Origin of the sequence: Alteromonas sp. LOR (assembly GCF_000753865.1) — a bacterium.
In the GTDB taxonomy this organism is placed as follows: Bacteria; Pseudomonadota; Gammaproteobacteria; order Enterobacterales; family Alteromonadaceae; genus Alteromonas.
The window spans coordinates 135294-155248 of sequence record NZ_JQFW01000006.1 but is presented as its reverse complement, the minus strand read 5'-3'; the positions used below and the strand labels follow the sequence as shown (position 1 = coordinate 155248).

Here is a 19955-nt window from a genome sequence, read left to right as displayed (position 1 = left end):
GTTCTATGATACTTGCCGAATCTCCTCGCCGCCAGCGCGTTACAAAGCTAGTGAACTGGGGGCATTGGTTTGCCCTAGCGAATATAATCATTGCTATTGTAATCGCCTCTATTTTCGTCTTTTCTTCTCCAATGCCCGGCACTGGTGTGGGAACGATATTTTTGCTGGCAAACTGGTTTGGTCATATTAGTTTTATGACCTTTTTCGGCTTTGTCATTTTTATACTCCCCTTGTGTTATCTCGTGAGTAATTCCCGGATTATTAAGGCTAGTGCGTCTGTTATTGCCGCCGTAGGCCTTGCCTTACTAGCGTTTGACGCGCTGCTGTTCAATCGCACGGGCTTCCACATTAGCTTTCACGCGGCAGACTTACTGCGCAGCGAAGCCCAGTCTCAAATAGCGATAGAGAATTGGCAGCAGTGGGGATTCTTGTTTTTGCTCTTTATTGTGTGGCTTGGCTTTCAATTAGTATTAGCAAACGCCATTTATAAACGCGTAGAACGTTTTACAAAATACAAAATAGGTGTGCCGGTTACTACCTTCTTTGTAGCCTGTTTTGTCACAAGCCATGCTGTGCATGTGTGGGCGGATGCTAAGCTTTATCAGCCCATCATCAAACAAGACAATATGTTTCCGCTGTCTTATCCAGCGACGGCAAAAACCACCATGTCTCGCTATGGGTTATTAGACCTTGCCGCTTACGAAGAGCGTAAGCAGCTGCAGTTTAACCCCGAGTTTCACAGCACAACTTATCCAGCACAGCCGGTTTATTGTTCTGTAGACACCAGCAAGAACTTGACGGTGGTAGTGCAAACTGATGACGTGGCGATAAATGATTTAAGCACATCATTGCGACTAAATCGGCTTGATAATTACTACTCGACAGCGAGCAGTTTAGAAGGCTTGATGACCACGGCCCTATTCGGTGTGCCAGAAATTTATCAAGACGCGCTGTCGCAAAAACGCCCCGTCATGTTAGCGCTACCTCTAGGCTCTGGCATGCCTGTATCGGTTCACAGTGATAGTCCCCTTCCAATGTCGCAACTATCCGGTTACCAGCAGCCTCAATCAAATGAACATGACGGCCTGCATATCGCCTTTATGAATGGTGCTGATATTGAGAATTACATTGAGAAAGCGAGACAAAGCCAACACGATGTGATTGTTGCTACTGGCTATGGAAGTGATGACAGTAAAGGTGTGCTCTATAGTAACCTGCCACTGCGTGCGAACGTTGCGAGCACTGAGGACCTGGCACCCACCATCTTAAATGCATTAGGCTGCAATGCTCCCAGCACCTTTTATTCAACGGGACAAAGCTTACTTTCGCCAACACGACCTTGGTTAGTCAGTACATCTGGAGAGCGCATTGTCGTTTTCCATGCGGGAAAACGTACAGACGTATTGAGTAATGGTAGTTACGAAATAACAGAAATGGCTACCGGTAAGCGTAGCAATGATGCATTGAATGTAGACCTGCTTAGCCAAGCGATTAAGCACCTGTCTCGCTTTTCTACACGGAATTGAGTAAGCCGTTTTAAGTGAGCAGTTTACGTTAAAATAAAACCACAATAAGGTGGAAAATAAGTTACGCATAACTTATTTTCCACCTTACCCGCTCTCTTCACTCGCTCATTCTATTGCAGTAAGCTGTCGTAAGGATTGAATTTTACGCACACCTTCTAAAGTAGCGCCAGCGGGTATGGCATTTTCAGAAAAGTAGATACTTTTCTTTAGGCCTGCTGCGTGCGCTGCCTCAATATCTCTCCAGCTATCACCAATAAGTACGCTATCATTAAGTGCTATGCCAAGCTCTTGTGACGCTTGCAACAACATTCCAGGCTTTGGCTTTCTGCATGCGCAGTTAATGGCATACTCTGGTACGCTGCCCTCAACGTGATGAGGACAAAAATACACAGCAACCTCGGGCACGCCCTTATCAGCAAAATCCTGTTTTACCCTATCCATCAACACATGAAAGTCGGCTTCGGTATAGCGTCCTCTCGCGATGCCGCTTTGATTGGTGACAATAACAATTTTATACTTTGCTAAGGCATACATTCTTACCACGTCAAATATACCTTCAACGTAATCAAAGTTGTCGTAATGACCCACGTAGCCATGGTCGACGTTTATCACGCCGTCTCTGTCTAAAAACAACGCTTTATGCTGAGTGTGCTTCTGATGAGTGTTCTTCTGATGAGTATTCTTCTGATGAGTATTAGGGCCTTTAAGCTTGCTCATACACACTTTTCCCACACTTGAATGTGAAAATGGGCGGTCACAGTGGTCAGTGCATTTACCATGTCGGTGATACTGTCTTGAGGTAACTTCCAATAAAAAGGCGTCATTTTCACTAGCGATAATGCATGCTCGTTGTTTAAAAGCGATATTTCAAAGCGCAGTGTCTCGCGAGTCACTAGCGAAAACCCTTCACGATCACTCACGTCGAGCTGATGTTTTTCTGGAGCATCATAAACCCGCTGCTTTATTTCATATAAATGATCTTCCGCTGGGTCTACTGTGATCAACAAGCCGTGTTCTGGTGTGAGGATGCGTTGGTATTCGTCGTTGCTGCCAGGTGCAAATACTTGAAGCACTACATCTTGGCTGTTAGCTTCCAGTGGAAGGTCGAAACTGCTGGCTACAACAAAGGTGTGTTGTTTATACGCCTTGGCGGCAAGCTCTACGGCGATTTTGGAAATGTCACTGCCTGCACCAGTAACTTCAATAGGTTGTGCTTGTGAGTCTTGCTCGCTTAACCTCTGATTTTGTAGCGTGTGCTCTTTCAAACTTTTGTCTTTTAGGCCTTTTTCTTTTAAACCAGCTACAACAGCATTTAAATAACTGCCCTCGCCGCATCCCGCATCGTAGATATTGACATGTCCACGCTCTTTTATTTTTGGGTTTAGGTGAGCGCCGATAAGTTCACACATTCTGTCTTTTAACGGTTTATACGCGTTTCGCTGATGAAATTCTCTTCTTGCCCTTACCATTGCTTTGTCATCGCCTGGCATTTTTGACTTTTTAAATTGAACGGGTAATAAGTTCACGTAGCCTGCTTTCGCTTTATCAAAGCTATGGTTATTAATGCAGCGAATTGGGGTTTCGTTTAGCGAGACAGGTGTTTTGCAAAGTGGGCATAGCCACATAGTGGAGGTCTTAAGGTCGGTTGCGATAAGATTAAGTTTATCAAATTGAATGCACTGACAGCAATCGCATGTTTGCTGTCAGTGATTTTCACACCTAATTAGCCGAAAGTTGCGTGACTATCAAACTAGGGCGTGTTGATTATTTTCCTAAAGACGCTAGAGGATGAGCTTCCTCTGTCCATGGTGAACTAAAAAAATGCTCAACAACCTCTGTGGGCACTTTGTCTACAGATGCATATTTCCATTTGGGTGACATATCTTTATCTATCAACAACGCGCGAACCCCCTCTTGAAACTCGCCACTTTCCCCGCAGCGGCATGACATGTTGACCTCCATTTTAAAACACTCAGCGAGGGTCATAGATGCACCACGACGACACTGCTCGAACACCAAGTGCATCGTAATAGGCGAGCCTTTTTGTAGCGTAGATTGAGCGCGGCTAAGCCATTTATCGCCCTGCATATCGCAATTCAATATAGCGTTAACCACTTCTTCTGCGCTATCGCCTTGGCAAAGTGAGTTTATGAGGTCACTGTGTTTTTCTATGTTGCCTTGAGGCAGCTCTTCGGGCTGCTTCAACGCACCTAGCAGCGTAGAAACCTGACCCATCAAATCGTTTGGCTGCCATGAGTGCTGTAACAGGCTATCAACCATCGTGTCTTTTTCAGTTGAAGCCACCAGCACATCAGCTAGCCCAACAAATCGAGCGTCCGCACCATTCATCTGTCCGCCAGTTAGCCCTAAAAATAGCCCCGTCTTTTCAGGTAGTCTGGGTAGAAAGTAACTCCCCCCTACATCTGGATAAAGACCAATGCTTATCTCCGGCATAGCTAGGCGTGATGTTTCGGTGACAACACGGTGGCTCGCGCCGCTTAGCAGCCCCATTCCGCCGCCCATCACGATACCAGCACCCCACACTATGATGGGTTTGCTATAGTTGTGAATGGTGTAATCAAGGGTGTATTCTGTTTTAAAGAACGTTTCCAAAAACTCTGGAACTCCACCTTCGGCTTCGACCATAGAGCGATACATAGATACTATATCGCCACCCGCGCAAAAGGCTTTATCACCTGCTGCATCAATAACAACGGCGACTACGTCATCTCTGCTCTGCCACGACAATAGTGCATCCAGCATTATGGTTGCCATGTCTAAATCAAGCGCATTCAGTGCCTTTGGTTTGTTCAGCGTTAGCCGACCAATAACATGGCTTCCATTTTTAGCCGAAAGTTCTTCTTTGATAACAACCGAGTCCATATTACGACTTCCTTAACCTGATTTTCTATTTCTGATTTTTGAGTAAAGGCTAGAGAATGCTGCGTTCATCTGCTAACAAACGTCTACCAATAATAACGCGCATGATTTCATTCGTGCCCTCTAAAATTTGATGCACTCGCACGTCACGGAAGTGTCTCTCTAATGGATACTCTTTAATATATCCATAACCACCGTGCAGCTGCAGTGCATCATTGCACACACTAAAGCCAACGTCAGTAGCAAATCGTTTAGCCATTGCACAATAGGTGGTTTTATCCACGTCGTTATTATCAAGCTTGCATGCGGCCATGCGTACCATTTGACGAGCGGCTACAAGTTCTGTTGCCATATCTGCTAGTTTAAACTGCAGCGCTTGGAAACCAGCAATAGCTTTGCCGAACTGCTCTCGTTCGTTCATATAGTCTCTTGCTACATTCAGGGCCTGTTGCGCAGTACCGACTGAGCAGGTTGCTATGTTGATACGACCGCCGTCAAGACCCTGCATCGCCATTTTAAACCCTTCACCTTCGTCGCCAAGTCGCCATGCGTCTTGAAGTTTTACGTTATCAAAGGTGATCATTCGTGTTGGCTGAGCATTCCAGCCCATTTTTTCTTCGGCTTTTCCGTAAATTATACCGTCGCTATCTGCCGGTACGGCAAATGCAGATACGCCTGACGGGCCGTCGCCACCCGTTCGCGCCATAACAACCAATACATCAGTGCTACCCGCGCCTGAAATGAATACTTTAGCGCCATTAAGCACATAACCATCGTCTGTTTTTGTGGCTTTGGTTTTAAGTGATGCGGCATCAGAACCTGCGCCTGGCTCAGTTAAACAGTAAGACGCTAACTTATCGCCTGTGACTAATTCATCACACCATTGGGCTTTTACGTCCTCGCTGCCCCATAGCGCAATCATCCACGTGGCCATGTTGTGTATGGTGAGCATCGCAGTGGTAGTCGTACAGCCCATCGATAGCTGCTCAAAGATAATTGACGCGTCTAAACGTGATAGCCCTAGGCCACCCGCTTCCTCTGGAGTATATAATCCGCAGAAACCAAGCTCGCCCGCTTTTTTGATAGCGTCAACTGGGAAGTGGTGCTCTCTGTCCCACATAGCAGCATGTGGTGCTAATTCTTGTTGTGCGAACTGACGTGCTGTTTCTTCAAACGCCAATTGATCATCATTTAATTCAAAGTTCATGTGGATTGCCTTTCATTATTGTGACTTTACACTGTATTAACACGATAACTAAAAGTTACCCCTTACGTAAACGTAAAGGTAAAACATTAATTAAATTATAATTGCGATGACGTAAATAAAATGTGACGAAAATGCTGTCCAATGTGTTCCGTTCTTTGTAATGCGTTTCTGTAAAGCCCGTCACGTTTCAACGACTCGTTTTAGCTGTAGTTTTAGCTGTAGTTTTATTTGTGTTTGGATTAGTTGTTAAATTAGTCGCTTTTTTAACAAACAGATACCAGATAATAAGCTGCTGATAGCGTGTAACTAAAATTATGGCGAATGTACATGCTAAGGTTTTTTATTGTTTCGTGCAGTTTTGAGCCTTCGCTGGTAAGCTAGTTACAGAGTTATCACTAACCTTGGTTTTTGTGGAATTACGAGCAGCTATTGTTGAAGACAACGCCACCGCCCGCACAGCATTGCGCGGTCACGTTATGTCTATCGCGAATTTATCGGTTAGTAGCTACACCTCGGGGGTAGAGCTCAAAGCCGCCTTGCGAAAACAAAACTTTGAATTGCTCATCATGGATTATCATCTGGGCGAGGGGAAAACGGGCGTAGAGTGGCTGCAAAGTTTAAAAGAAGCTGACTTTATCAAACCCAGTACTGGCGTAATTTTTCTTACATCAGATCGTTCTCCACAGGTCATCGGTCGAATTATGGACCTGCAGCCCGATGTGTTGCTTATTAAGCCCTATACCATTGCATCACTTTCCCGTCAGATAAAACATTATCTCTACTATCGCGATTTCGTGAAAAACGTTTTAGAAGCGCTTGATAACAAGCAGCTTGAAAGAGCAATAGGTGTTATAAGAACTAAGATTAAAGAAGGCATTCCCCCTCGCCTAGTTTCAGATATTCGCAAGCTGTACGCCCGATTGTTATTCAATAATGGTGAGGTTCAGCGAGCGCTTAATATTTACGACGACATTCTAAGTCGCTCAGATAAAGTATTGTGGGCACAGTGGGGAAAAATAAAATGCCAGTATGCAGCTGGTCAATGGCCGCAGTGCAAAGAACAGCTAAGCTCAATGGTAAACTCCAGCTTAGCCAGAGACGAAGCGTTTGAATGGCTGGCGTCTCTGTCTTTTGAGCAACACTCTTATGAGGATGTTGAAAAGTACTTAGAACAAATCAAGTTTAGTGAATTGAGTTTACCTGCGGCCAAACTCAAAAGCCTAGCATTTCAAAAGCAAGATAAGGTGGTAGAAGCCATCGACCTGCTGCAGAAAAAACGAGCTCTGCATAGGTCTGCCAAAGATAGATTCAACGATTTCACTTTTGAGCTAGCGGAGTTTTATTTACTGCTTGCAGAGGATTCGCCGCAGACTAATCGGAAAGAAAGTTTATCCCAAGCTCGCAAGCTGGTTGGCATTGCCGGTCGAAACCAGGCAGACGCCCAAACGTTACAAAAGCGAGACTACCTTCTCGCCTTTTCATCGGTACTTGATGGGGATTTGGACAAAGCGGCGTATTTCCTTGAGCCTGACTATATGGATAATCACCTCAGAACCGAGCCTTCTATGCTGGTAATCGCGGCGAAAGTCCATCACAGTTTGGGAGATGAGCGTCGCGCCGGTGAATTGTTACTGATGGCAAAACAAAAGAACAGCGACATTCAGGGCATTTCTGAGCAGGTGATGAACGAAGAGTCTATTTTTTCAGGAGGTGAACGCCTCGGGCTTAATCATGAGCATGCGGTAGCGATAAACGATACTGGCACCCAACTTTTCATTGACGGTTTATACGCTCAGGCGATGAAGCACTTTTATGATGCATTTCAACTGTCTCCCGCTACTGCTGCATTCGGCCTCAACCTACTACAGTGTATGATTGAAGCCGATACTGCCGTATACCGACGATTTAATATTCATCAATTGCTAGATACGCTTTCTGAGCTAGCCCTTAGCGAGTCAAACACAGCGCGACTCGCTCAGCTCACCTTGTCTGTGAGGGCAAACAGCTAGCTATCTCACGTACAGTGATTATGTAATTTTACTTCAGGCGCGTTAACAAGCTAGAAGTGTCCCATCTACTGCCACCCAGTTTTTGTACATCGGCGTAATATTGATCTACCAATGCGGTTAGCGCGAGAGTCGAGCCATTGCGTTTTGCTTCATCTAACGCTATGCCTAAATCTTTACGCATCCAGTCAACGGCAAAACCAAAATCGTAAGTGTTAGATAACATAGTGCTAGCGCGATTTTCCATTTGCCACGACTGTGCCGCGCCTTTGCTAATAACATCGATAACCGCATTACAGTCGAGACCGGCCTTTTGGCCAAAATGTAACGCTTCAGATAGCCCCTGAACAATACCGGCGATACAAATTTGGTTCATCATTTTTGCAAGTTGACCGCTACCACACTTTCCAAGAAGCTGACTGTGGCGAGCATAATTATTGATTACTGGTTGAATGCGATGAAAGCTTGCTTCTTCTCCACCCACCATGATGGTGAGTTGTCCATTTTCAGCCCCTGCCTGCCCACCAGAAACCGGCGCATCCAAAAAGTGTACCTTTTCCTTTCGGCATTCGGCGTCTAGCTCTCTCGCAATATCAGCTGAGGCGGTAGTATGGTCTACTAACACCGCATCAGGTTTCATTCTGCTAAGTGCACGGGTACCTATTTCTCTAACGTCGTTGTCGTCACCCACACACATAAAAACAATATCTGCACCTTCGGCAGCTTCCTCAGGGGTTTTTTCTATCGTACTTGTTGGCGCAACGCCTGAATAGGTTGATAACCACTGCTGTGCTTTTGATGACGTTCGATTGTAAACTGTGACCTTGTAGCCTGCATTTGCCAAGTGTCCGGCCATAGGAAATCCCATAACACCTAGCCCTAAAAAGCTTACGTTTAAATCTGACATGCAAAATACTCTCTTGTTGTTTACAGTAGAAGCTAAGCTTCTTTTGGCTAATAGAATATCAGAATTCACACTAACAAAAATATAAAGGAAAGAAATTGACTATTTATCAGCACACTGTGACAAGTAATACCGGAAACGCTGTTCCACTTGCGCACTATTCGGGCAAAACATTGCTTATTGTTAACACCGCTAGCAAATGCGGTTTTACCCCACAGTATAAAGGTCTCGAGTCACTGTATAAAAAATACAAAGACAAAGGTTTTGAAGTACTGGGTTTTCCATGTGATCAGTTTGGCCATCAAGAGCCAGGTAGCGATGATGAAATTGCGCAGTTTTGCGAAATGAACTTTGGTGTGTCGTTTTCGTTATTCAAGAAAGTTGACGTAAATGGCGCCGATGAAGACCCACTTTTCACCGAATTAAAGAATAGAGCGCCCGGATTACTTGGCAGTAAACGCATTAAATGGAATTTCACTAAGTTTTTGGTAAACGATAAAGGCGATGTGATAAAGCGCTACGCGCCAACCATGAAGCCTGAAGATATCGAAAAAGATATCGTAACGTTGCTTCCCTAGCTCTTTTAAAAAAGAGCGCCTTTAAAAAGAGCTCCTCTTAAAAAGAGCTCCGTTTTAAAAAAACTGTGATGAATAGCGCCCAAATATCGCTAAGGGAGACGCATGAAAGATAACGAAACAATACGCGTCGCGTGTTTCAGCACGCAAGAGTATGACAAAGCGGTATTTGAACGCGCATTAAATAGTGTTGGAAATTGTGCTGAAAACAGCGCCGAGCCGTCCTATAGCCGCGCTGTCACTATAACGTACTTTACTCACAGGCTAACAGCATCAACGGCACGTTTGTGTGACGGATACGATGTGGTTATTGCCTTTGTCAATGATGATATTGGCGCTGAAACAATCAAAGCACTTGCGCAATGCAAGGTTAAACATATTGCACTGCGCTGCGCTGGTTTTAACAACGTAGATATAAAAGCGGCACATGACTATGGCATTCAAGTAAGTAGAGTGCCGGCATATAGCCCGCAAACCGTTGCCGAGCATACTCTCGCCCTAATCCTTACGCTAAATAGACAAACTCATAAAGCCTACAATAGAGTGAGAGAGGGTAACTTTGCGCTAAATGGCCTTTTGGGATTTACGCTACACAACAAGACCGTAGGCGTAGTCGGTACGGGTAAGATTGGTTGTTCGGTTATTCGCATTTTAAATGGTTTTGGCTGCCGCGTTCTTTGCTACGATCCTTATGAAAACCAGGAAGCAAGAGACTTAGGCGCACAGTATGTAGATTTAGATACCCTCTTTGGTGAAAGTACGATTGTATCTTTACACTGTCCACTCAATGAGAACAGCCATCACATGATAAATAGCGAGTCGCTTCACAAAATGCAGAATGGAGTCATGCTAATCAATACCTCGCGAGGTGGTCTTGTGGACGATCAAGCAATAATAGACGGGCTCAAAAGTAAGAAAATAGGCTACCTTGGATTAGACGTATATGAGCGGGAATCGGAGCTGTTCTTTACCGACCACTCCCAAGATATTATTCAAGATGACAACTTTCAGCGCTTGACCACCTTTCCCAATGTATTGATTACAGGTCATCAAGGCTTTTTTACCGCTGAGGCACTTAATGAGATAGCCCACGTGACAATAGATAATATTATTAATAACAACAATATCGTTGAAATATGAATAAAACAGATTGCTGAGAATTTGTGAGCCGCGCGTTACCATCACCTGTGGTTCAACATTTAATCGTCGGTATATCACTCCATCGGGTGGTCGCTCGTTGAGTGATAAACTGTCGTTTCATTTCATGAGCTTTAGTGAAACCCTTTGATGCAATTTGGAGCGTGCTTTTACCATACCTATCATTGACAGCGTCAAGCACATTCATCAATTTAGGGTTATCTTTGTTTTCGGAAAACAGGTCAGCTTGATAATTAGCTGCGGATAAAATCTCGACAAGGCCCACGCCACAGCGATAAAAACAAATACCCGGCTTGTGAATTTTATCTATAACGGCAGGAATAGCGTTAGTAACTAAACGGGTGTCCATAGTGGGTACGGCAAACTGGTGATACACCGACTTCCTGTAATAGCGCGCGTCATCATGGGGCGAGTTAGATGCAAAGACAGTGATAGCCTTTGTTAACCCACGCTGCTTACGCAGTTTACGCATTGCGCTTTCGCAATGCCCTGTAATCGCCTTGTGTAATTCTGCTTTCGTTGTCACTCGTGCACCAAAAGTACGTGTACTGTAAATCTGTTGTTTGTCAGGCCTCACATCATCCCAGTGAATACGAAGTTCGCCATTGAGTTCTCTGACCGTGTTTTCTAATAAAATTGAAAATTGCTTTCTTATCCGCGCCGGTGACTGCTGGGACAGTTGAAGCGCGTTATTAATTCCAAGGGCTGTCAGCTTTTGTCCTAAACGGCGACCTACCCCCCACACATCCGTGACATCCATCTGCTCTAAGATATTGACGCGCTCTTGCTCGCTGTGAATAACTGCAACACCATTATACCCAGGAAGTCGCTTACCAGCGTGGCTGGCTGCTTTGGCTAACGTAGGGGTTAATCCTCCTCCTGCGCCTACAGGTAATCTCACCTCTTTCCATACCGTTTGTCTGATTTCACGGCCTAGCGCCATCCAACTTTCGTGAGAAAGCGCAGTGTTAAAGCGCGCAAACACTTCGTCTATAGAATACACATAGATGTCATCGGCGAATTGGCCGATGGTGTCCATCATTTTGGTACTCAGAGAATGATACAGTTCATAGTTTGAACTCGTTACCGTTACGCCGTATTTTTCGACAACGTCTTTTACCTGAAAATAAGGTACGAATTTATTAATGCCTAATCGTTTCGCTATGGGACACACTGCCACCACACAGCCATCGTTATTGCTAAGGGTAATCACTGGCTTTTTACGCAGGTCTGGCCGCATCACTTTTTCTGCAGATGAATAAAACCCCGACGCATCGCACAAAAAGAACACTAGGCGCCTACCTTCTTGTTAAGCGGCACGTGAATTCTCACTGAACGTGTCACTACCCCTTCAAGTGAAAAGTCATCGCCCTCTTGTATAAAGTACGGTAAGGCGTCAGATTGCGCAGAAAGTAACGCACGACGCTCCATGTCTAGCCGTTTACAGCAAAACACGCCGTTAAGCACCGCAACGATAATAGACATGTGTTTGACCTGTTCCGCGCGTGAAATGATGAGCACATCACCATCAAAGATGCCGTCCAGTTCCATTGAGGTGCCCTGAGCGACACCAATCCACGTAGCGGAGGGTTTATCGATGAGCAACTCGTCCAAGCTTAACTCCATCTCTATGTATTCTGCAGCAGGGCTTTCGAACCCCACTAATCCTGCTTGTGCTTTGATAGGTATAACTTTCATAAAAACCACAATACTGTACACATATACAGTATTATATTTTTAAACTTGGATTGCCGTCAAATTACATTTTTAATCGGAAAGTTAAAGACCTGATTTTCTGGCAACTATAGTCTGATAAAGAACAAAAACCCGGATGATCCGTTATCCCTCAGATAAAGTTTAAATGACACGCTGTTAACTATCTTTGATGCCAATATCAATTCGCTTTACATGCGCCGTCCATATTGTACGAGAATGTTATTCGAGAATATTGTACAAGCATGTTCTATTCGAAGATGGACATCGACAGCGCGAGCGGGCTGTATATTCAAGCGGAGTGATTGTCAAACTATGTCGGACGAAACAGAACAACGTAAAAGCGCTGAAAGCAAAAACTCAAAGAGTAATAACTCCGAGAGCAATGACACTGAGAGCAAAAAAATGGCTCGTGAAGTAGAAGATTTGTCACAGCCAAAATCCCGTATTGTTTATGAAGCCATAAAACAAGCAGGGCAAGAGGAACTCACCAGGCCGACTCAAAGCTTGTTATGGTCGGGAATAGCCGCCGGTATCTTAATTTCATTTTCAGTGCTCGGGGAAGCAATTCTTCGCACGTATCTGCCCGATGCGCCTTATGGTTATTTAATTGAAAACATTGGTTATAGCCTTGGTTTCATGCTGGTGATATTGGGCCGCATGCAATTATTCACCGAAAATACAATAACGACCGTACTCCCACTCATAGAAGATTTTAAGAAGAAAAACATGTTCTGCGTGGCAAAGCTGTGGAGCATTGTGTTGGCAGCAAATGTGATTGGCGCTTTTTTGATAACGGCGTTGTATGTGTTTACACCAGCATTACCTGAAGATCTGGCGCCAGCTATGCTCTCTCTAAGCGAACACGCTGTGTTTATGCCCCCCTTAGATAGTTTTTACAAGGCCATTCCCGCAGGGATCCTTATCGCTGCGATCGTTTGGATGATCCCCCAATCCGAATCGTCGGCCTTTATGATTATTCTGGTATTCACATGGTTAATCGCTGCGGGAGACTTTACCCATATTGTGGCAGGCTCCGTTGAGATGGCCTATCTCATGTGGCTGGGGGAACTTGGGTTGATGGAGGCCACATTTGGATTTTTTCTTCCCGTATTTTTTGGCAATGTAGTGGGTGGCACATTAATATTCTCATTTTTAGTCTGGGGACAGGTGAAAAATGAAATTGAATAAAATCGGCTAATGGCTAGCTTCTAGTGGTTAGCGGTCAGTGATTGCTAGTTAGTGATAGGCAAAGCGCAATATCACTTTCTTACAATGAGCTGAAAGTATTTGCCCAGCCACATGTAGGGGTCGGATTTGTGGTACTTCCTCTCCAAGGCCAGCAAGTCATCATACTTAGTGGCTTGGTGAGAGATGTCGCGCATATAGTCATGAAAGCATCGAATACCCGCTTTATCCAATACAGTAAAACCGAGTGAATCGCAGTAGTTAAGTACTTTCACTGCAGAAAGAGGCTGCTTTGGATTTAATCGAACCTGCTTTTTAGCCTTCATGCCTTTTTCAATGTAATCAAAATTGCCATAAATCGCATTGGCGAATAAATTAGCGTCATGATTAAAGAAGCTCAAACTCATTATCGCCCCAGGCTTCATGCGTGCGTAGATAGAGGATAACGCCTCATAGGGATTATCTAACCACTCCAATACGGCATGGCAAATAACAACATTGAAGCGTTCAAAGTCGGTTATCTCCTGAAGAAACTCTTGCCTTATCTCAATGTTATCTCTAATGTTCTCATTGCTACTGTGAGAAAGTAGGTCTGCTGCTTGTTGAAGTACATCGTTTGAGGCATCGGTTAGCACAACGCTATGCCCTATTGAGGCTAAGTGCGCTGCCATTACACCCGTGCCACCGCCTATTTCAAGTACTGTACTGTTGGCAGTAAGATGACTATCTAATACATCACAAAGCAAGGTATGGCGAAGCTTTCCCTTGGTAGTACCGTAAATATTTTTGGCAAACTTATCAGCGATGCCATCAAAAATATGGTCTTCTTTCATAGTGAGAGTTCACATCCTGTAACGAGATAATTAGGCTGGATTATCTATATCAACGAACTCTACGGCTACATCGAAATGAGATTCGATGTGTTCTCCTAGTGCCTTTGCACCGTATCGCTCTGTAGCGTGGTGCCCGGCAGCAAAAAAGGCAATATCCATCTCTCGTGCAGTATGGATAGTTTGTTCGGACACTTCTCCGGTAATAAATGCATCAACACCTAATTCCACGGCTTGCTCTATAAAGCCCTGCCCGCCACCAGTGCACCAGGCTAGCGTTTTTATCGGTTTTGCTTCACTGCCCTCAAGCAAAATAGTCCGTGATAACAGTGAGCCCAATGCATCACGTAACTCTCCTGATGAAAGCGCGTTCTCAAATTCCCCCTGCATTAAAACACCAGTAGGCTTAACTGACGACACAGCTGCAATATTTTTTATCCCCAATAGGTCCGCTAGCTGACGATTATTGCCAAGTTCGGGGTGAACGTCTAAGGGTAAATGGTAGGCATACAGGTTAATGTCGTTTTCAATCAACGCCTTTAATCGCTGCTTTTTCATGCCGGTAATGGTTTGAGATTCGCCTTTCCAAAAATAGCCGTGGTGCACCACAATGGCATCGGCATTTCGCTTGATCGCTTCATCAATTAGCGCCTTCGATGCAGTAACTCCCGTGACTAATTTTGTAATTTCTGTAGCGCCCTCAACTTGAAGGCCGTTTGGGCAGTAATCGCTTATCTCATGAGCTCTAAGCAACCCGTCTAGATATGTTTTAAGCGCTTGATTAGTAACCGACACGTGAACTCCTTTAAAGCATTAGCTTGAAAATTAGACAGAATGTAAAAAAAACGTTATAAAAGCCATGAGCATTTTTTATACTTTGTGTTGGAAGTTTTGCCGCTAAGTTCTATATCGGCAAAGACGAAGGCAAAGGCACAAAGCAACGCCTCGAACAGGGCAGCACAATAACAAAATATGAATAACAAAATAAGCGAAACAAAATAAGAACGGGGAAATCATGGCAAAACCTGATAAAAACGACGTTATAGAAGAATTTACTCACGCCTACACTAGTGTGAACGGTAAACGACCGGATATTCAAGCCAAAAGTGGCTGGTACAGTATCGATGGTGGCAAAAATGTGAGGCTGGCACAGATTCAGGAAATGACTGCAGCATTACTAGAAGATGGTAGTAAAACACCCTCCACATCGAAAGCGACGAAAGAGGCTATGTCTGAAACCCCTCCTAAAACTACTTCTAAAACTAAACCTAAGAATGAAGCTAAGACAAAACCGCAAAAAAGCGGCTTCTCAGTAAAACAGTATTGGGCAGACAAACTCAACACTGAGGCACCGGGCTCTACACAACCTCGCTAGATTTCGGCTACCTGCCGGCTAGACCTTGCGCTACGAAGGGTACTAAATGCGCAATAACTTCGCTGATATCAACGTGCTTTTGAAAATCAGATTCGGCGATTTCGGTGAGTGCTTGGCTTGATGCCATGGAAAAGACGAAGCTACCTATGGCGAAATGCAAGCGCCAAAATAGCTCTTCTTCTGGCACATGTGGTAAGCAGTGTTGAATTGCCCTAACCAGTGCTCGTACCGTTGCGCCATAGTCTTTCATAATAAAACGTCGTAAATGGCCTTGAGTCTCGTTGTATCCTCTACCAAGAAGTTTAACGAAGTTAGCTGTGCCATGTTCAGTGACGGTATTAAGCTCAAGCATAGGTGGAATAAGTGTGTAAAGCAGCTTTTCGACGCCTTGGGCGCCTTTTGAAGATTCAAAAGAGGCTAGGCAGATGTCGATATGGGGCATAAGTTGGTCAAAATAGCGTTTGAAAACAGCCTGAATAAGATTTTTTTTACTGCCGTAATGGTAGTTGACCGACGCAAGGTTAACCCCTGCCCGCGTGGTGATTTCTCGCATTGAAGTGTGTGAAAAGCCATTTTGGGAGAACAAACACTCTGCTGCATCGAGAATGTCGTTTTTCGTTTGCCGTGCCATTTTTTCTTTCTTATTTTGCTCGTAAAGTGGGGCAATCACTGCCCCGCTTTCACATGTAGATTAAAACCAGTGTCTGGCTTTACTCCACGATTTCATGATTACACGTTCAACCACTGACGCTGCCGACATACCAAGTTTTTCAGCCACATTCTTTTTCACTGAATACTTAACACTAAAAATTTCTCGTTTAGGGTAATGAGATAAGATGTAGTCGTCAGAGGTTGTAATATCATCGATTAAACCAAGCTCTTTGGCTTTGGTACCAGGCCAATACTCACCTGTCGCTACACGGTCGATGTTCATATCTGGTCGCTGGCTATGGACAAAGTCTTTGAACAACACATGAATTTCTTCAATTTCTTCTTTGAACTTAGCGCGGCCTTCATCGTTATTTTCACCAAACACCGTAAGGGTTCTTTTAAACTCACCCGCGGTATGTTGCTCAAACTCTATGTCGTTTTTCTTTAATAGCTTATGAAAGTTTGGAAGCTGCGCCAACACACCAATGCTGCCAATATAAGCAAACTGAGAGGCGAGAAGCTTATCAGCAACACAGGCCATCATATAACCGCCGCTTGCTGCTACTTTATCAACCGACACGGTCAATTTAAGCCCTTTTTGTTTTATGCGCTGAAGCTGAGAAGCAGCAAGACCGTAACCATGAACAACACCGCCGCCACTTTCAAGACGCACTAGGACTTCATCATCTTTATCTGCAACACACAAAATTGCGGTAATTTCTTCTCTTAGGTTATCCACCTCGCCTGCATCCATCGAACCTTTAAAGTCGATGACATACAATCTAGGCGGCTTCGGATCGTCATTCTTCTGCTTGCCTTTCGCTTTTTCTTCTTTCTTTTGCTCTTTCGCTAGTTTTTTCGCCGAGTTTTTGTCTAGCAGTACCTGCTTAGCGTATTGCGTAATGTCCTTTAGCTGATCTGAGATTGAGGTAATCTCTAATTGCCCTTTACCGTGTTTTTGCTTATTTGCTACGCCAACAATGGTTGCAACAACAACCACAAACGCAACCACCAAGGTAACCGCTTTGGCTACAAACAAGCCATATTCGTACAAAAACTCCAAATCTTACTCCTAGTAAAAAAATAAAGGGTTTGAACACTTCAAACCCTTACAAGCAAAAATAGAATGGGTACGCATACTTAAACTACAAGTGCGCTACCCCATTCTTCCTATCGATTATTGGTATTATGTAACGTGTACTACGTTATTTGTCATACATGTTAGCGCAACATAATACCAGCCCTCGTTCATTCTGACGATAGCCTTATTCTGTCGATAGCCTTATTGTGACGATAGCGTAATCTTCTCAATGGTATTTGCTTCAATATCTTCATCTGTGAAATAAATATCTCTCAGCGTAGGTTGGTCAGAATACAATCTGGTTTGATCTAAGAAGTGTTCACTGTCGAATTGGCGAGATTGTGAATACGTTAATATTCCTCGTCCCTGTGGCCCTTCTTCAGTAAAACTGATCACCATAGCCCAGCTTGTTCCATAGTTAATGTGATACCCGCCAGCCTCTGCACTCATGATGGTGTTGTTGCTCACCGGCTCATAACGGTGTCTTGGCAGCAAGGTCTCATCACGGCCTCGAATGCTATCAAACACATTGAAACCACCTTCAATATTGTGTGCACCACCCCAAGGCAGTTTTTCACCACTTGCAGCACCATTAGGTAAGCTTCGCTCAACAAACTGTACGTCACCTAGGGTAGCATCAAATTCAACACCCGCTTGTTCAATAACCTGAACCGCTTTTGCTAATTGTTGCATGGTGGTGTCGTTTTGAACTAAGCCTGTTGGCGTTGTAACAGGAGACTCAAGAGAGAAAGGCACTTCCCACTGTGGGTTTTGATTAAACTGGAATGCAAATTCTCTAAACACATGTGCGCCAACACTAGAGGTGTTCATTGTACTATCCCATGCGCCAAGGGCATCACAGGCGGCCGAGATATCTACATCTGTACCGTCAACGTTTACTGGCGTATCACCTTGTTCAGTACATGCTTGTAGCAGACTCGGTAAAATGTCTTCAGCAAGATAACTGCGATTATTTAGTAAAAGCTCCTCAACTTCTTCAGGCGTGAAGGTCTCATCGCTTCCAGCCTCAGTCTCGATAAACTTCTGGCCCATTCTAGAGCGTAGAGATTGTTGATTCTCAGTATTGCCATAAAGTGGATTAACACCCGTTATTGGTGAAGACAGGTTCGTTAGCCAAAAGCTATCGTTAGAGTTTTGTACCGAATCTGCCCCCTCGTATTTTGGCGCTTCCTCATAAGGTACGGGGCCATCAAAATCGAATTGTGAAATAAACCCAGGCAACACGGTAAAGCCCGCTGCGGCTTTAGTTTGTATCAGCAGTGGGTTTGTCGTTAATTCATTGATAGCTGTTTCGGTAAGGTTTGGCACAGTAGAGTCATCAATGTAAAACACTTGGCCATCACTTGAGGCTGCCATCGTATTATTAAAGATAACACCATCATAATCTTTAAACGCTTGCTTGAACTCGTCCATCGATGAAGCCATATTCATGGCTAACCAGTGATCGACAACATCAAAATTAGGCAGGTTGGCATCTTTAATCGCAAATGCATTTACATTATCCCAGCCAAAGTTTCCAGGCACTTCTATCATTGGCCCATAGTTGGTGTAATAAGACGTTTTATTAAGCGCAATAGTCTGTCCACCGCCAACAGCAACTTCTATCTGTAGTGGTTTCTCATAAATAATGCGCTTATTGCCATCGACTATATGGCTCATTCCAGACGCATCATCTTCATCTAAACTAAGTTGATAAACCACAAAGTGCTCTGCTGTAGAGAACGTGTGTGTCCAGGCTACATTTTCGTTAAACCCAATATTGACTGCACCTGGCAGGCCCATTAAGGAACTCCCAGTGACATTTAAATAATCGGGAATTTGCGCATGGAAGTTCCAAAAGCGTAAATTACCGGTGTGAGGGAAATGGGGGTTACCTAAAACAATCCCTTTACCATTAGTGGTTTTATCGCTACCTAGCCCCCACCCGTTTGATCCCATTTCCTGTGGGTTTCTTTCAGGTAAGGTGATGGATGGGTTCATTTTAAATGGTGTCGTTGGCGTATTTTTAGCACTTGAAGGTGTTTGCGCTTGAGCACTTGCAGTTTGACCTGATGCAGCAGTTGGCGCTGGGGTTGGAAGGTAATTTTCACCTTCAGGCGCGGCTAAGAACATGGGGCCTAAAAAGTTTGCAGCTCCTGGCAATAACGCCACACCTAAAGAATAGGTCAGTAAATCTACGCTATCAATGGGTTGTACCCAAGGCTGACCTGCACAACTTTGATCCTGCTCTGCTACAGGCGTTTCGTCTAAATAACGGTTATAGCCCGCTGTGTAGCCCTGAAACATGGCTCGGGAATTGGCAGATAACCGAGGCAAATTGTCTTCAGCTAGCTCACGAATACCTAATGTAAGAAAGCCAAAGTCGTTGATAAGGTGCTCTGAATCACCACTACCTGGCTGCATATCGGGGCCAAAATACTTGGCTCGCTCAGAATTGTATTTCAAAATTTGATCTGCCAGCACGCACATATTGTCTCTGGCGAATGCATAGCCAACACCATAGGCCATGCTTTCAAGATTATCTGCTTTAACGTGAGGTACACCATAAGTAGTCCACGTAATGTCAGCCGTTAATGAACCATCGGTGTCAAACGCAGGAACAGGTGTAGGTGCGGTTACTACGGGTGGCGGTGACACTGGAGTGCTGCCGTCTTGCACATCTGAAAAGTCGTTGTCATTGTCACCGCATCCTGCTAAACAGGCGGCAACAGATAGTGCAATTAAAGTCCGTGTAGGGTGAATATTTTTAGTTATTGTCATTGATAGTTTCCTTGTGAATAAATGCAAATATGGCGAGCTAACACCCCAAAGCGTTTTGCTTGCTGCCACAACACATCCGA

18 protein-coding genes are annotated in these 19955 nt (G+C 44.5%); 6 read left to right on the top strand and 12 right to left on the bottom strand.

The window, feature by feature from the left end; translation table 11 throughout:
* The first annotated feature begins 5 nt into the window (after nt 1–5).
* The gene (locus JV36_RS0103160) at nt 6–1526 is read left to right on the top strand and encodes a DUF3413 domain-containing protein (protein WP_032094159.1); all 1521 of its coding nucleotides are present in this window, start codon (nt 6–8) and stop codon (nt 1524–1526) included.
* A gap of 105 nt (nt 1527–1631) precedes the next feature.
* Here the strand turns inward: JV36_RS0103160 and JV36_RS0103155 are convergent, their stop codons facing one another.
* The 4 genes from JV36_RS0103155 to JV36_RS0103140 form a co-directional block, all read right to left on the bottom strand.
* On the bottom strand, nt 1632–2243 hold the full coding sequence (locus JV36_RS0103155; RefSeq protein WP_081926509.1) for a D-glycero-alpha-D-manno-heptose-1,7-bisphosphate 7-phosphatase: 612 nt from the start codon (nt 2241–2243) through the stop codon (nt 1632–1634).
* Nucleotides 2240–3151, bottom strand: coding sequence for a putative RNA methyltransferase (locus JV36_RS0103150; protein WP_032094160.1), 912 nt, complete (start codon nt 3149–3151; stop codon nt 2240–2242). The genes JV36_RS0103155 and JV36_RS0103150 overlap by 4 nt, the downstream gene beginning before the upstream one ends.
* 139 nt (nt 3152–3290) lie before the next feature.
* The gene (locus JV36_RS0103145) at nt 3291–4409 is read right to left on the bottom strand and encodes an enoyl-CoA hydratase/isomerase family protein (protein ID WP_032094161.1); all 1119 of its coding nucleotides are present in this window, start codon (nt 4407–4409) and stop codon (nt 3291–3293) included.
* A gap of 49 nt (nt 4410–4458) precedes the next feature.
* Nucleotides 4459–5613 carry an acyl-CoA dehydrogenase family protein gene (locus tag JV36_RS0103140; RefSeq protein ID WP_032094162.1) on the bottom strand — a complete coding sequence of 385 codons (1155 nt, stop codon included), beginning with the start codon at nt 5611–5613 and terminating at the stop codon, nt 4459–4461.
* 428 nt (nt 5614–6041) lie between these two features.
* Between JV36_RS0103140 and JV36_RS0103135 the strand changes: the two genes are divergently transcribed.
* Nucleotides 6042–7622 carry a response regulator gene (locus tag JV36_RS0103135; RefSeq protein WP_326938211.1) on the top strand — a complete coding sequence of 527 codons (1581 nt, stop codon included), beginning with the start codon at nt 6042–6044 and terminating at the stop codon, nt 7620–7622.
* 28 nt (nt 7623–7650) lie between these two features.
* On the opposite strand, the gene JV36_RS0103130 is transcribed toward JV36_RS0103135, so the two are convergent.
* Nucleotides 7651–8526: an NAD(P)-dependent oxidoreductase gene (locus JV36_RS0103130; RefSeq protein WP_032094163.1), complete on the bottom strand. Its 876-nt coding sequence runs from the start codon at nt 8524–8526 to the stop codon at nt 7651–7653.
* A gap of 95 nt (nt 8527–8621) precedes the next feature.
* Between JV36_RS0103130 and JV36_RS0103125 the strand changes: the two genes are divergently transcribed.
* Both JV36_RS0103125 and JV36_RS0103120 read left to right on the top strand, forming a co-directional pair.
* A complete protein-coding gene (locus JV36_RS0103125) occupies nt 8622–9101 on the top strand; it encodes a glutathione peroxidase (RefSeq protein ID WP_032094164.1) in 480 nt (159 codons plus the stop codon).
* 120 nt (nt 9102–9221) lie between these two features.
* Nucleotides 9222–10238 (top strand): 2-hydroxyacid dehydrogenase, encoded by a 1017-nt coding sequence (locus JV36_RS0103120; RefSeq protein WP_032094264.1) that lies wholly within the window; start codon nt 9222–9224, stop codon nt 10236–10238.
* 52 nt (nt 10239–10290) lie between these two features.
* On the opposite strand, the gene JV36_RS0103115 is transcribed toward JV36_RS0103120, so the two are convergent.
* Together JV36_RS0103115 and JV36_RS0103110 are read right to left on the bottom strand one after the other, a co-directional pair.
* A complete protein-coding gene (locus tag JV36_RS0103115; protein WP_032094165.1) occupies nt 10291–11547 on the bottom strand; it encodes a Y-family DNA polymerase in 1257 nt (418 codons plus the stop codon).
* On the bottom strand, nt 11547–11954 hold the full coding sequence (locus tag JV36_RS0103110; protein ID WP_032094265.1) for a S24 family peptidase: 408 nt from the start codon (nt 11952–11954) through the stop codon (nt 11547–11549). Before JV36_RS0103110 ends, JV36_RS0103115 begins: the two co-directional genes overlap by 1 nt.
* 330 nt (nt 11955–12284) lie before the next feature.
* Between JV36_RS0103110 and JV36_RS0103105 the strand changes: the two genes are divergently transcribed.
* Nucleotides 12285–13160, top strand: a complete 876-nt coding sequence (locus JV36_RS0103105; protein WP_052009987.1) for a formate/nitrite transporter family protein — start codon at nt 12285–12287, stop codon at nt 13158–13160.
* Nucleotides 13161–13231: 71 nt separating this feature from the next.
* Here JV36_RS0103105 and JV36_RS0103100 read toward each other — a convergent pair whose 3' ends face one another.
* Together JV36_RS0103100 and JV36_RS0103095 are read right to left on the bottom strand one after the other, a co-directional pair.
* Complete coding sequence (locus JV36_RS0103100; protein WP_032094166.1) at nt 13232–13990, bottom strand: methyltransferase domain-containing protein; 759 nt, start codon at nt 13988–13990, stop codon at nt 13232–13234.
* 30 nt (nt 13991–14020) lie between these two features.
* The gene (locus tag JV36_RS0103095) at nt 14021–14782 is read right to left on the bottom strand and encodes a Nif3-like dinuclear metal center hexameric protein (RefSeq protein ID WP_032094167.1); all 762 of its coding nucleotides are present in this window, start codon (nt 14780–14782) and stop codon (nt 14021–14023) included.
* Nucleotides 14783–15002: 220 nt separating this feature from the next.
* On the opposite strand from JV36_RS0103095, the gene JV36_RS0103090 reads away from it, so the two are divergent.
* Nucleotides 15003–15362 carry a hypothetical protein gene (locus tag JV36_RS0103090; protein ID WP_032094168.1) on the top strand — a complete coding sequence of 120 codons (360 nt, stop codon included), beginning with the start codon at nt 15003–15005 and terminating at the stop codon, nt 15360–15362.
* Nucleotides 15363–15369: 7 nt separating this feature from the next.
* Here JV36_RS0103090 and JV36_RS0103085 read toward each other — a convergent pair whose 3' ends face one another.
* From JV36_RS0103085 to JV36_RS0103075, 3 genes are all read right to left on the bottom strand, one after another.
* A complete protein-coding gene (locus JV36_RS0103085; protein WP_032094267.1) occupies nt 15370–15993 on the bottom strand; it encodes a TetR/AcrR family transcriptional regulator in 624 nt (207 codons plus the stop codon).
* A gap of 60 nt (nt 15994–16053) precedes the next feature.
* A complete protein-coding gene (gene sohB / locus JV36_RS0103080) occupies nt 16054–17076 on the bottom strand; it encodes a protease SohB (RefSeq protein ID WP_032094169.1) in 1023 nt (340 codons plus the stop codon).
* A gap of 219 nt (nt 17077–17295) precedes the next feature.
* The gene (locus tag JV36_RS0103075; protein ID WP_032094170.1) at nt 17296–19875 is read right to left on the bottom strand and encodes an acylase; all 2580 of its coding nucleotides are present in this window, start codon (nt 19873–19875) and stop codon (nt 17296–17298) included.
* Nucleotides 19876–19955: the final 80 nt, after the last annotated feature.

Coding starts and splice junctions, on each gene's coding strand:
- JV36_RS0103105 (WP_052009987.1), top strand. CDS start 12,285: ATGTCGGACGAAACAGAACAACGTAAAAGCGCTGAAAGCAAAAACTCA.
- JV36_RS0103130 (WP_032094163.1), bottom strand. CDS start 8,526: ATGTCAGATTTAAACGTAAGCTTTTTAGGGCTAGGTGTTATGGGATTT.
- JV36_RS0103140 (WP_032094162.1), bottom strand. CDS start 5,613: ATGAACTTTGAATTAAATGATGATCAATTGGCGTTTGAAGAAACAGCA.
- JV36_RS0103145 (WP_032094161.1), bottom strand. CDS start 4,409: ATGGACTCGGTTGTTATCAAAGAAGAACTTTCGGCTAAAAATGGAAGC.
- JV36_RS0103075 (WP_032094170.1), bottom strand. CDS start 19,875: ATGACAATAACTAAAAATATTCACCCTACACGGACTTTAATTGCACTA.
- JV36_RS0103155 (WP_081926509.1), bottom strand. CDS start 2,243: ATGAGCAAGCTTAAAGGCCCTAATACTCATCAGAAGAATACTCATCAG.
- JV36_RS0103100 (WP_032094166.1), bottom strand. CDS start 13,990: ATGAAAGAAGACCATATTTTTGATGGCATCGCTGATAAGTTTGCCAAA.
- JV36_RS0103085 (WP_032094267.1), bottom strand. CDS start 15,993: ATGGCACGGCAAACGAAAAACGACATTCTCGATGCAGCAGAGTGTTTG.
- JV36_RS0103110 (WP_032094265.1), bottom strand. CDS start 11,954: ATGAAAGTTATACCTATCAAAGCACAAGCAGGATTAGTGGGGTTCGAA.
- JV36_RS0103160 (WP_032094159.1), top strand. CDS start 6: ATGATACTTGCCGAATCTCCTCGCCGCCAGCGCGTTACAAAGCTAGTG.
- JV36_RS0103090 (WP_032094168.1), top strand. CDS start 15,003: ATGGCAAAACCTGATAAAAACGACGTTATAGAAGAATTTACTCACGCC.
- JV36_RS0103150 (WP_032094160.1), bottom strand. CDS start 3,151: ATGTGGCTATGCCCACTTTGCAAAACACCTGTCTCGCTAAACGAAACC.